Source organism: Pseudomonas sp. FSL R10-2189 (assembly GCF_009600325.1).
GTDB classification, from domain to species: Bacteria; Pseudomonadota; Gammaproteobacteria; order Pseudomonadales; family Pseudomonadaceae; genus Aquipseudomonas; species Aquipseudomonas helleri.
Genome location: NZ_WIVZ01000038.1, coordinates 1 through 12308, shown reverse-complemented (window position 1 = coordinate 12308; position 12308 = coordinate 1). Strand labels below are relative to the sequence as shown.

Annotated in this window: 12 protein-coding genes; 3 read left to right on the top strand and 9 right to left on the bottom strand. The window is 60.1% G+C overall.

Going from position 1 to position 12308, the window contains the following annotated elements:
• Window positions 1-50: 50 nt before the first annotated feature.
• Window positions 51-1442, bottom strand: a complete 1392-nt coding sequence (locus GHO32_RS21715) for an aldehyde dehydrogenase family protein (protein WP_153335471.1) — start codon at window positions 1440-1442, stop codon at window positions 51-53.
• A 103-nt stretch (window positions 1443-1545) separates the two neighbouring features.
• Between GHO32_RS21715 and GHO32_RS21710 the strand changes: the two genes are divergently transcribed.
• On the top strand, window positions 1546-2433 hold the full coding sequence (locus GHO32_RS21710) for a LysR family transcriptional regulator (protein WP_368668478.1): 888 nt from the start codon (window positions 1546-1548) through the stop codon (window positions 2431-2433).
• Here GHO32_RS21710 and GHO32_RS21705 read toward each other — a convergent pair.
• From GHO32_RS21705 to GHO32_RS21695, 3 genes are all read right to left on the bottom strand, one after another.
• Window positions 2430-3122, bottom strand: coding sequence for an RES family NAD+ phosphorylase (locus GHO32_RS21705; RefSeq protein ID WP_153335469.1), 693 nt, complete (start codon window positions 3120-3122; stop codon window positions 2430-2432). The two genes, GHO32_RS21710 and GHO32_RS21705, sit on opposite strands and share 4 nt — an antisense overlap.
• Window positions 3116-3520, bottom strand: a complete 405-nt coding sequence (locus GHO32_RS21700) for an antitoxin Xre-like helix-turn-helix domain-containing protein (protein ID WP_123750043.1) — start codon at window positions 3518-3520, stop codon at window positions 3116-3118. Before GHO32_RS21700 ends, GHO32_RS21705 begins: the two co-directional genes overlap by 7 nt.
• A gap of 113 nt (window positions 3521-3633) precedes the next feature.
• The gene (locus GHO32_RS21695; RefSeq protein WP_153338261.1) at window positions 3634-4965 is read right to left on the bottom strand and encodes a DUF4329 domain-containing protein; all 1332 of its coding nucleotides are present in this window, start codon (window positions 4963-4965) and stop codon (window positions 3634-3636) included.
• A gap of 202 nt (window positions 4966-5167) precedes the next feature.
• On the opposite strand from GHO32_RS21695, the gene GHO32_RS21690 reads away from it, so the two are divergent.
• Both GHO32_RS21690 and GHO32_RS21685 read left to right on the top strand, forming a co-directional pair.
• On the top strand, window positions 5168-6046 hold the full coding sequence (locus GHO32_RS21690; RefSeq protein ID WP_153335467.1) for a LysR family transcriptional regulator: 879 nt from the start codon (window positions 5168-5170) through the stop codon (window positions 6044-6046).
• A gap of 172 nt (window positions 6047-6218) precedes the next feature.
• Window positions 6219-7145 (top strand): AEC family transporter, encoded by a 927-nt coding sequence (locus tag GHO32_RS21685; RefSeq protein ID WP_153335466.1) that lies wholly within the window; start codon window positions 6219-6221, stop codon window positions 7143-7145.
• Window positions 7146-7160: 15 nt separating this feature from the next.
• Here the strand turns inward: GHO32_RS21685 and GHO32_RS21680 are convergent, their stop codons facing one another.
• From GHO32_RS21680 to GHO32_RS21660, 5 genes are all read right to left on the bottom strand, one after another.
• Window positions 7161-8426, bottom strand: a complete 1266-nt coding sequence (locus tag GHO32_RS21680) for a histidine-type phosphatase (RefSeq protein WP_178113920.1) — start codon at window positions 8424-8426, stop codon at window positions 7161-7163.
• Window positions 8427-8433: 7 nt separating this feature from the next.
• On the bottom strand, window positions 8434-10554 hold the full coding sequence (locus GHO32_RS21675; RefSeq protein WP_153335464.1) for a TonB-dependent siderophore receptor: 2121 nt from the start codon (window positions 10552-10554) through the stop codon (window positions 8434-8436).
• Window positions 10555-10668: 114 nt separating this feature from the next.
• The gene (locus GHO32_RS21670; protein ID WP_153335463.1) at window positions 10669-11094 is read right to left on the bottom strand and encodes a biopolymer transporter ExbD; all 426 of its coding nucleotides are present in this window, start codon (window positions 11092-11094) and stop codon (window positions 10669-10671) included.
• Window positions 11094-11822 carry a MotA/TolQ/ExbB proton channel family protein gene (locus tag GHO32_RS21665; protein WP_153335462.1) on the bottom strand — a complete coding sequence of 243 codons (729 nt, stop codon included), beginning with the start codon at window positions 11820-11822 and terminating at the stop codon, window positions 11094-11096. The genes GHO32_RS21670 and GHO32_RS21665 overlap by 1 nt, the downstream gene beginning before the upstream one ends.
• Before the next feature lie 71 nt (window positions 11823-11893).
• On the bottom strand, window positions 11894-12308 hold a 415-nt coding region (locus GHO32_RS21660; RefSeq protein WP_153338260.1), incomplete at its 5' end, for an energy transducer TonB.

The following is a 12308-nucleotide window of genomic DNA, read 5'->3' as shown; positions in this document are numbered from 1 at the left end:
ACAGGGCCAGTCACCTGATCAAGGTGCTGGCCCTGGTGTTGCGGGGTTAATCAGTTGCGGTCCAGCCACACGGTTTGCACGTTGCAAAATTCCCGCACGCCGAAGTGCGACAGTTCACGGCCGAAACCGCTCTTTTTCACGCCACCGAAAGCCACGCGGGGGTCGCTGGCCGAGTAACCGTTGATGAATACGCCGCCGGTTTCCAGCTCGCCGGTCAGTTGCTGGGCCAGTTCGACATTGGCGGTGTAAATGGTCGCTGTCAGGCCGAAATCGCTGTCGTTGGCCAGGGCGACTGCGTGCGCACAGTCTTCGGCGGTAATGATCGATGCCACCGGGCCAAACAGTTCCTGTTTGAACGAGGTCATTTGGTCGGTCACGTTGGCCAGAATCGTCGGCTCATAAAAGTTGCCAGCCCCTTCGGCTTTGCCGCCGCCGAGCAACAGGGTCGCGCCGTCCTCAAGGGTGTTGCGCACTTGTTGGTCCAGTTCATCACGCAGGTCATAGCGCGCCATCGGGCCGATGTAGGTGTCGCTGGACAGCGGGTTGCCCACCACCAGTTTGCGGGTGGCCTCGACGAATTTTTCAGTGAATGCCTCAACCACGCCTTTTTCAATAATCAGGCGCTTGGCGGCAGCACAGACTTGCCCCGAGTTCTGATAACGACCGACCACGGCGGCCTGCACGGCGGCGTCGAGGTCGGCGTCGTTGAGTACGATGAACGGGTCGGAGCCGCCCAGCTCCAGCACGCATTTCTTCAGGGCAGCACCCGCTTGTGCACCGATGGCGGTACCGGCGCGAACGCTGCCGGTGAGGGTCACGGCGCTGATGCGCGGGTCGGCAATGGCGCGCGACACACCGTCCGGGGTGACGTTGACCACTTCAAACACGCCTTCGGCAAAACCGGCACGCACAAAGGCGTCGCGAATCAGGTAGGCGCTGCCCATCACATTCGGTGCGTGCTTGAGCACGTAGGTATTGCCCGCCAGCAACGCGGGTACCGCGCCGCGCAGCACTTGCCAGACCGGGAAGTTCCACGGCATCACCGCCAGAATCGGGCCCAGCGGGCGATATTCGATGCGTGCCTTGCCGCCTTCGACCTGGGTCGGTTCAGCGGCCAACATGGCCGGGCCGTGTTCGGCGTACCACTCGCAGAGCTTGGCGCATTTCTCGATTTCGCCACGGGCCTGGGTGATCGGCTTGCCCATTTCTTCGGTGATCATGGTTGCCATGGCGTCAGCGTTGTCGCGCAGCGCCTGGGCCAGCGCGACCATGGCCGCAGAGCGCGCCTGCAACGGCGTGCGCTTCCAGCGGCTGAAGCCCGACGCGGCGCGGGTGAGGGCCGCGTCCAGAGCCTCGGCGGACTCAAACGCGTAGTGGCCAATCTGCTCGCCCGTGGTCGGGTTGATCGAAATAGCGTGGGTCTGGCTGGAAATCGGGCTCATGGCATGGTCCTGCTGAGTGAGTAGATGGGCACAGAGTAGGGTGGCTAAAGATTTCTTGAAACTGAATAATAGAGATCGTTTCTTTCACGATTGGAGAATGGCTGTGGACCTGGTGCAACTGGAAATCTTCAAGGCGGTGGTGGACCACGGCAGCATCAGTGCTGCGGCAACCCACATCCATCGTGTGCCCTCAAACCTGACGACGCGGATCAAACAGCTCGAAGAGGATCTGGGTGTCGACCTGTTCATCCGCGAGAAAAGCCGTTTGCGCCTGTCACCGGCGGGCTGGAGTTTTCTTGACTACGCGCGGCGCATTCTCGACCTGGTGCAAGAAGCGCGGGCGACGGTGGCGGGCGAAGACCCCCAGGGTGCATTCCCGCTGGGTTCACTGGAAAGCACTGCCGCGGTGCGGATCCCCGCCTTGCTGGCGGCCTACAACCAACAACACCCCAAGGTCGACTTGGACCTCTCGACGGGGCCGTCCGGGGCCATGATTGAAGGCGTGTTGTCGGGTCGATTAGTGGCTGCGTTCGTCGACGGCCCGGTGCTGCATCCGGCGCTGGAAGGTGTGCCGGTGTTCGAAGAAGAAATGGTCATTATCGCGCCGCTCCACCACGCGCCGATCCGCTGCGCAACCGACGTCAACGGCGAGAGCATCTACGCCTTCAGGGCCAATTGCTCGTACCGTCATCACTTTGAAAAGTGGTTCAACACCGACGCCGCCGTGCCCGGCAAAATCTTCGAAATGGAGTCTTACCACGGCATGCTCGCCTGCGTCAGCGCTGGCGCCGGGCTGGCGCTGATGCCCCGCAGCATGCTCAACAGCATGCCGGGGTGCGCGACGGTCAGCATCTGGCCGCTGGCCGCCGAGTTCCGCTACCTGACCACCTGGCTGGTCTGGCGGCGCGGGGCCGTGTCGCGAAACCTCAGCAGCTTTGTGCAGTTGCTGGAAGAGCAGGGGCTGAGCGCTACGCCTGCTCTTGGCGATTAAGCTTCGCTGATTTTATTGACGCTGGTGATACGCCCATTCCAGATCATCTCGTAGTGGGCTGACTGAACCATCGACGACACGGCGCTTGGGGTCATAAGTGCCCAGCAGTGGTTGCCTTCCAAGCGCACTGAGTTGTACCGCAGCCCTGGGCATCGGGCGTCTTTCACGGCTTTGCCCAACGCATGCGAGTGCGTGTAATCGTCGGGGTTATAGATGGCATCGCTCATGGGCAGCGACGTTGCGTCCTTCATCGACGCGTCAGTGAAAGAGCAGCACAGCCCGCGGAACACAAAACGCTCGTAATTGAGCCCGTGAATATTTGCCCAGTATTTGTCCTGGTGATAATGGACCTCCGCCAGCGCCGTCTCCAGGTTGGCCGCCAGATACAACACGCCAAAACGGCCGTTGCTGAAACGCGAACCCTCGGGGTTGACGTGGGTGAACGGGGCGGTCGCGTAAGAGCAACCCGGGATACCAAACGGAATCTCTGCTCGCGCTATCAGCTCAAGGCGGCCGACTTCATTTTGCAGCCGGGGATTGGTCAGCGCCTGAATCTGGTACAGCGCTTCAAAGGCGGCGGCATCGGCCACGTCATCAAACAGGGCAATGGGCGGGAATTTTGAATTGACCAGTCGATAGGCGTGCAGTAGCTCGCCGGGCAGATCTGCCAACTGGCTCAAGGTCACCATTGCGAACCCCGCAGTACATCAATGCGCCGATAGGTCTCGTACAGAGAAATCATGTCCCCTTGCGACATGACCTCCAGCGGCGTGCGGCCATTAAAAAATTCGTTGTCGTTCGCCATGGTCACAAAGCCATAAACGTTCTCGGGGTTGTCGAACACCAGGCGTAACGCTGCATGAATGTTCAGCACGAAACTGATGCGCTGCATTTGGTCTGAGTCCAGCCCGACAGACCACTCAGCCTCCCGCTGTTTGGCGCGGGTATAAGTGCTTCGAGAGATTCGTAAAATACGGCAGGCCTGCTCGCCCGATGCCTGCCATTTTTCGAGAATGTTCACCGCCACCCGAAGACCGGCCACGCACTGATCTTTGGTGAGGGCTTGAGCTGGATGGGCTAATGTCATTTTCGGTGCCTTATTTTTAATCCATAGACTCAAATATAGGTATTTTGAGTCTGTAGATCAATGGCGTGAAAGCCATCCCCGCACTTTGCGTATGCCTATACCTGTGATTTTCTTCAGGTGTATGGCCCCGATGCGAAAGGCTCCCAGCTTTCAGTCACCCGTCCTGTTTGAGTCCATACGTCGTCGGTCTTCACAACCCTCAGTGCAAATGCTGCTGCTACACGTCGCACAAACTCAATTGCCGTTAATTCACCTCCCATGAGTTGTCTTTGCAATGGGCTGGTTAATTCGTCGGGGTGCGCAGCGTTGGCAGTCAATTGCGCTTCAAGTGCTGACCCTGAAGAATTTCGCTCATAACTCAATAATGCCCCTTCAGGGGCAGAAAAGTAGGCGTGAGTTTCTGGGGTCGCTTGCATCAACAGAAAATCAATCCAGACATTGTCAGGGGACATGAAATCGTTCAGCACCCTGGACTCGGTTGCAGGTGCTACAAGCTTATGGACATCCGCTGAGTGGTACACGGCAAACATTCGAAACCCTTCAGGCAGTTGTGGCAGGCCATTGCCGTCTCTGGGGAAGACATCAGGGCGATCAAACGTCTCGTAAACCGTAGGCTGTGGTCGCGTGCAAATAAATGACTCGGTCTGCAAGTGCTTGAGAATAAAGCCTGCCTGTTGAGCATAAGGGCGTTGCCTGATTAGTTCATCTGCAAACAAGGCAGCAGCATCAGCAGTTAGCAGTACAGGGCCACAAATAGGGGGGATGCTGGCTTGCCAAACATAGGCTGCCTGCCATTCTCGCCAGCCTGCAGAAATTCTGCCGCGTCTGGTCCAAAATGCTCCCGGCTGAAGGACTGTCAGCGCCCCGCCACTGTAAACCAGTGTGAGCAAGTGACTGGGCAGAAAAATACTGTTCGTAGACTGTTGTTCAAGGTGACCCGGTGTGCCCGGATGTACCAGCCTTAATAACGGTTCCAAAGCTTGTTCGGTGGGTGAGCCGCTGGCTATATAACAAATCAGGCTTTTGTCTGCGTTGGATAAATAAAAGCGTGCATAGTTGTGACGAAACGAAATGGCCGTTCGCAAGTCCATCAATGAGAAAAAATTATCTTGTAACTCATTCTCGGGATCCCTTGTTGCGTCTGCGCGCTGGAACGCGGCATGAGAGTGATACAACCCTTCAATCACATACCCTGCGGGTGGCAGCATGTCACCCTCTGGTGATCGTTCAAGCACATCAGAGGGGCGGAACAAGCTCCCCTCGTTGGACATGGGAAGCGTCGCATAGTGGTAATTATCCTTGCTCAATATGAAACCACCGTATTCCTTGTCGCGGCGGCTGCCGATCAGATCGTGGGCATAGACAGCGGCATCATCGGGGGTTATGAAGGCAGGGCTTAATGCCGGTGATACCTGTGTTTCGGTGGAACCCGCTCTAGTGTTCATAGAGGCTCCAGGTGCAAGCAAAAAATCGGTTTAGGGTCCATTTCAAGGCTCTTTGTATAAAACTGGAGCCTTTATGTTCAGAGAAATGCTTAATTCAGGTGCACTAGATAAGTACATACCTGCGCATTGGCTGTTACAGCCCGTCTTTACACCTACACCACCCCATCAATTGGATACTGCCTGAACAGCCACAGAGATCACCATGTCACTACGCGCCCTTCACACCTTGATCGCCATTGCTCAGTACGGTTCGTTTGTGCGCGCTGCGGAGGCTGTACATCTCACGCAGTCTGCGGTGAGCCTGCACATAAAGTCCCTTGAAGAGACGTTCAATGCGACCTTGTTCGACCGCTCGCGGCGTTTGCCGGTGCTCACCGAGGCGGGACATGTAGCGGTGGAGCGGGCGCGGGAGATCGTGGCGCTGTATGACGGCATTGCGGCTGAAATTGGCGGGGATAACGAGCTGCGCGGCCGGTTGAAGATCGGTGCCATTCACACGGCACTCGCCAGCACGTTGCCTGCGGCCCTGGCCGCGTTGTCGGCTGAGCACCCGCATGTGCGTATCAACGTGGCTTCTGGTATGTCGGCGGAACTGGCCGTGCGCGTTGAGGCGGGCGAACTGGACGTTGCAATCACCACCGAACCTGTGCGCCCGCACCCTTATGGCCTGGTCAGTACCACGCTCTATGAAGAGGGCTTCTGGATAATTGCGCCGGGTTCGTTGGCGGGGCAGGATTTTCGGCAGTTACTGCAACAGCAACCGTTCATTCGTTTTGATCGCCGGGCCTGGGCCGGACGCACCATCGAGCAGGAGCTACGGCGGATGCGCCTGCGCGTGCTCACCAGCATGGAGTTGGACAGCCAGGAGGCGATCATCCAGATGGTCAGCAGCGGGCTTGGGGTGGCGGTGATTCCGCTGTCCAGTCACAACCTCGCGCAGTTGGGCCATCTCGACATCCAGCCCTTCGGCTCGCCACAAAAGATCCGCCGCGTGGTCTTGCTAGAGCGCGAAGACCGTCCGTTGGCCAGATTGGCCGCCGCCCTCGCGCAGGCCGTTCAACGCCATGCTCCGGCCAGATGACCTATGAGCAAAACTTGTTGATGGCTGAATTTTAAGTCGATTTTATTTTAGGTCGCGAGTTTTTATCGTGGTGCTCATCCAACCGTTGCCCGGAGAGCTCCATGTCACCTGCCGCTTGCGTAAAAATGATCGAAAGTTGTCACGGTTCGATTCGCCCAGCAGGGCCACGGTCATGACCCTCGCACTGCTGCTCGCCTTGGCGCCCATCGCGTTGCTTATCGCCCTCGGCGCCTGGCTCAATCACAGTCATTTTTTGGCTGACAGTTTTTGGGCGCAGGCAGAGCGTTTGGGTTATTACGTTCTCCTGCCAGCGCTGTTTTTACATGGCTTGGCCACGGCCAGCCTGGACAACGTGCCCGTGAAGGGCATGGCTCTGGTGCTGGTGCTTTCGACCTGTGCAGTCACTGTGGCGCTGGTCGCCAGCCGCGCGTTGCTCAAGGGCAGTGATGCGGCGTTTACCTCGGTGTTTCAGGGCGGCATACGCTTTAACAACTATGTCGGCGTGTCGATTGTCGCGGGCTTGTTCGGCGCACAAGGCATTGCCCTGGCGGCGGTCGCCAACGCGGCCATTGTGCCGACGGTGAACATTCTGTGTGTGCTGGTGTTCGTACGGTACGGCACCGGGGCCAAGATGACGGCGGGCAAGGTGGCCCGGCAATTGGCGCTTAATCCGCTAGTGCTGGCCTGCTTCGGCGGGATAGCGCTTCAGGTGCTGGGGCTGGGACTGCCGGTGGTTATTGAACCGGTGCTCAAGGCGTTGGGGCAGGCGTCGTTGCCCCTCGGTTTGCTCTGCGTCGGGGCGGCCCTGGAGCTGGGGTCGGTGCGCAGTTGGGTGCGACCGGTTGCGTACTCATCACTGGCCAAGTTTGTGATCATGCCGCTGGCGACGGTAGGCGCGTGCCATGTGTTTGGCCTGGACGGCAAAGCGGCGATTGCGGCAGTCCTTTTCCAGGCACTGCCCACCGCATCGTCGTCCTACATCATGGCGCGGCAACTGGGGGGTGACGCCCCCCTGATGGCCGGCATCGTGGCGAGCCAAACCCTGCTCGCGGCGGTGACGCTGCCCCTTGCCGCGATTGTTTTGATTCCCTGGATCTGATGGCTGCAGAGCGACTTACTGGCCCAGGTAATGCTGTACTTCGGTCGCCGAAGGGTCGATGCGTTTTTCCATTTCGGCGACAAACCCCTTCAATGGCATCAAGGCTTTGCCCGCGTAACCGGGGTATTGCACCTGATAGGGCGGTGTGTCGGACAAGCTGCGCAATTGGTCCATGCTCTGCGCCACATACGCCACGCTGACAAACTGCGCGCCGGTGTGGTCGTCGACCCAGCGTTCAAACAGAAGGGTGCCGCCCGGTGCGGCATCGTTTTCGGGGTACTCAGCGATTTTCCAGTCAAAGCCCAGCAGTGTGCGCAACTGCGCGATGTTGGTGTCGTGGCCCACGAAAGCCAGCCATTGGGTGCCGGGCGGGCTGCCCGCTGCGGTCGGTTGCAAAGCCAACAGGATTTGCCCGAGCAACTGCGAAGCACCGCGCTGGGCGATGTATGGGACGTGGTTGCTGAGGGCGTATTTAGCCGAACGCAAAGCCATCAGGCGCGATACCTCTTCAGCATTTCGGCCTTGGCCAAACGCGACCTGATCCAGCGGCAAACCTTCGGCATATTGCATGCGAAAGGTTTCGCTCATGCCCGCGCCCACGCCCAATGGGCTGCTGAGTTTAACCACGCTGGCTTTCTCTTTAAGCGCCCAGGGTTGCTCGCTCAGGGCGCAGGTCTTTTGCTCGCAGGTGGACGGCACGCCGACCACTTGCTGCATGGCCAGCACCGGTGCGGCATAGCGTTCACGGGCAGCGTCGAGGCTGCCGCCCATGGCGTGCAATATTGCCGCTTTGGTCCGCGCCGGGTCCAAGGGGGCCAGGCCATTTTCGGTCGCGTGGAACAGCCGGTCCTGGTTTTTCTGTGCATGGTTTACGGCGACGTTGCAGCCCGGGAACATCCCTTGTACCAACGCCGCACTGGTGGCTTGCGTGCGTGCGACCGGGCTCGACCACACGTAGGCCGCCTGCACTGGCGGGCATTGCCCGGCCTTGAACAGGCCGAGCGAATCGAGCAGGCCACGTTGCCATTGGCCCAGCAGCACGATGGCTGCGCGGCCATGGTCGGTCAACTGGCCGTCGGCCACGTCAAACGCTGGCCATGGCTTGGCTGACCAGCTTTGCAGTGCGGCGGTGTCGGTTGCCGGTCGGATGCCGTGTCGCATCACCAGCACGACTTTGTCCAGGCGCAGCCCGCTGGTGTCCAGTGGTGCGGCTACAGAGGGCAACGCCAGGCAAATGCCCAGCGCCAGAACCGTGTACTTCAAGAACGTTGTTTTTATCATTGCGGGCCTAGAAGTCATAACGCGTGTTGAAGGTTAACGTACGGGGCGAACCCGGCTGCAGGTAGTTTTCCTGATAGAAGGTCCAGTACTTTTTGTTGGCCAGGTTGCTGACGTTGGCGCCAAAGGTCAGTGCATGTCCGCCGCTCAAATGCAGACGATAACCGCCACCGGCATCGAACAGGCTGTAGGCCGGCAGGGTGTGCACGTTGCCTGAGTCCACTGCCATTTCGCCGATACGCTGGGCGCCGGTGTGCAGGAACATGCCGGGCACTTGCGGGACACGGTACGTGACTTGTGTTGCAGCTTGATAATGCGCTGCACCGGCGGCGCGGTTGCCATCCACGCCGTCGCCCGCATCGTGGTAGGCCGAGTCCAGTGACATGACGCTGCCGTCCACGGTCAGGTTGGGGGTGGCATCGACGCTGGCGTTCAGCTCCAGGCCTTGATAGCGGATGGTGCCGCTCTGCACGAAGACGTTGGCATCGTTGGTGTACTCGGCGCCCCGGTCGATGCGAAACGCTGCCGCCGTCGCGCTCCAGTTACGCTGCTGGGCTTTTACGCCCACTTCGTATTGCTTGCTGCGCAGCGGGCCCAGGGTCTGTTCGGAGTTGACCGCCGTGGTGGGCGCGGTGCCGCCGTTTTCCAGGGATTCGACGTAACTGGCATACACGGTCACGTCTTTGTTGGGTTTGTACATCAACGCCACCGTTGGCGTGGCGGGTCGGGCCTTGTACTGGACAGCAGGGGCGGTCGAGGAGGCGTGAGTCTCCTCGCGGAAGTCTTCGTTACGCAGGCCCGCCAGCAATGACCAGTGTTCACCCAGGCCGATGGTATCGCTGGCGAATACGGCGCTTTCTTTAATGTTGTCATCGCCGTAGGTGCCGCCGCTGTAGTCGATGTTGTACACCGAGAAGATCGTCGGGTCGTACAGGTTGCCCTTGCCCACGGTGCCTTTGGGGCTGACCACGGATTTTTCGGAGTTCAGTTGCGAGTAACTGCTGCCCAGTACCAGGTCATGGCTGAACCAGCCGGTGGTGAACTTGCCTTCCAGGGTGCCCATGGCGTCGTTGTAATCGTAGCCGTGGTACTCGGCCGACGCTTTGTCGGAGTAGCCGCCCGCATCGCTGGAAATGATGTACTGGTCTTTCAAATAACGGCGTGTCGAATCGCTGTAGCGGTAGGCTAGTTTGCCGGTCCAGTCGGGTGAAAATTTGTAGGTCGCACTGAGCGTCGACAGACTGTAATCCACATCGGTGAAGGAGCCATTGCTGTACAGGCGTTTGCTGCCATCAATGGGTTTGGGCAAGGCGTTTTTGGGGTTGACGATGATGTCGGTGCCGCCGCTGGTATCACGCGTCTGGTACAGCGTGTCGAAGTCCAGGCTCAGGTCATCGCTGAGTTGCGCGTTGAGGGCCACGCCGACGGCTGTGCGGTTGACCTTGGCGTCGCCCGAAACGGCATCGCCTTCTTCGTGCACCAGGTTGACCCGGTAGCCGAAGCGCGGGTCATCCAGGCGGCCGCCGACGTCCAGGTGTTCCTTGTACAGGTTGTTGGATTCGTAACCGGCGTCCACGCTGAAGGTGGTCTTGTCGGTTGGCCGTTTGGTCACGTAGTTGACGATCCCGCCCGGGCTGCCGAAGCCGTACATGAAGCCCGACAGGCCTTTGAGCACATCGATGCGGTCAAACATCTCAAGGGGCATTTCCACGCCACGGTTGATGTTGGCCATGCCATCTACCTTGTAGCCGTTCAGGTCATCCAGCGGCAGGCCGCGCACCGCCAGTGTGGCCGGGTGCGTGCCATAGCTGGAACTGATGGAGGTGACCGACGCGTCGTACTTGACCGCCTCAGACAAAATCCCCGCCTGGCGGTCCTGGATTTCGCTGCTGCCGACGCTCTTGAACGAGAACGGTGTATCGATCACCGCGCGGCTGCCCAGGGCACCGCTGTTGGTCTGCTGATGCAGCGCCGGTTTGCGCTTGGCGGCTTTGACCGTGACTTGCGGCAAGGTGGCCAAGGCACTGTCGTCGATGGCCGCTGCAGCATCGGCGGCAAAAGACGGCGTGGCCATGGCAAGCGCTGCGAAACCGAGACCTGCACGCACATACAACGGGGATTTGCGAAACATGACTGCACCTTCGAAAACGGCCATTCACGGCCTGGTTGATTTCTGTGGCGCGCACTTCGCCGTGGTCGGCTATAAAGGCCGGCCAAACGGGTGGGGCGAAGGGCGACGCCGTGGTTAGGGGGTAACGGCCTGGGTCACGAAACCAATCTTGCCCAGACCACCGGACTGCGCCGCCGCCATCACCTGCACGACCTTTTCATAGGGCGTGTTGCGCTCGGCGCGCAGGTGCAATTCGGGGACCGGTTGGCGTGCGGCGGCCTCGGCGATCAGCGCGGGCAAGTCGCTGTCGCTGATGTCTCGGTCCTCCCAATGCAGGTGGCCATCGTTGTCCAGCGCCAGATCTACCGACGGCGGCGGTTTGTTGTCCTGTTGCGCGGCGGCCTTGGGCAGGTCGATCTTCACCGAGTGCTGAATGGCCGGGACGGTGATGATGAAAATCACCAACAGCACCAGCATCACGTCCACCAGCGGCGTGGTATTGATCTCGGGGTTAAAGCCGTCTTCTTCCAGGTCGTCCCCGCCCGACAGTCCACCGGCCATCAGACGTACTCCGCTTGGGCATTGAAGGTGCTGTGGGCAGGCAGCCCGTTGCGTGGGGTGGCGCGGGCGCCGATCACCAGCAGGTCGTGCAGCTCGAAGGCAAACTTGCTCAGCTCTGCCAGGGTCTGCTTGTTGCTGCGCACCAGCAGGTTGTAGCCCAGGGTGGCGGGGATGGCCACGGCCAGGCCCAGGGCCGTCATGATCAAGGTTTCGCCAACGGGGCCGGCGACTTTGTCGATGCTGGCGTCACCGGACAAACCGATCTTCATCAAGGCGTGATAAATGCCCCACACGGTGCCGAGCAAACCGACAAAGGGCGCGCTGGAACCCACGGTGGCCAGAATCGCCATACCGCCTTGCAACTTGCCGCCGATGGCCGCGGTGGACTGGCGCAAGGCGCGGGTCAGCCATTCGCTGAACGGCGGCGGGTTCATGTCGCCATCCAGCGCATCACGGTGCTGGCGCGCGGCGCTGATACCGGCGTGGGTCACTTCAGCCCAGGCGCTGCCCTGGCCCAATTGCTGCACGCCATCTTTGAGTGTCGGCGCGCCCCAGAACGCCGCCAAAAGCTTGGCCGAGCGCAGCCGAAACAGCGCCAGACGCAGCAGTTTGTCGAGCATCACGTACCAGGACGCCACTGACATCACCAGCAGCATCAAGGCCACGCCTCGGGTGACCACGTCGGCCTGTTGCCACAAAACATTCAAACCCAGTGTTACGGTTTCCATGTGTTTTTCCTTTCTTTGGGGTGAGCGCTGCCCTGACCGGGAGGCCCTTCAATAAAAAATAGGGGTGAGTGCTAGCTGTCGAGCTGAAAGCGCAGCGGCACGATCACGTACACCGACACCGCATGCCCATCCTCCAGATAGGGCTTGAACAGTGCGCCGCGCACCGCCGTCTTGCCCGCTTCATCGAGGCTGCCGAAACCCGAGGAACGCACGATATCCACGGCGCCGGGCTTGCCGTGGGTATCCACCAACACGCGCAAAATCACGGTACCTTCGTTGCCCTCTTCACGGGCACTGTCGGGGTATTCGGGTTCGGGTTCATGCACGTACTCCACGCCTCGGGTGATCGTCTTGGGCTGAGGCGGCGGAGCGGGCGTGGGCGCAACCACGGGAGCGGCCGCCGCAGGTGTGGCGGGTGCGGGATCTGACTTGACCACGGGCGTTAACGGGCGCTGCACGGCATGCGGCTTGGCCACCGGCTTGGGC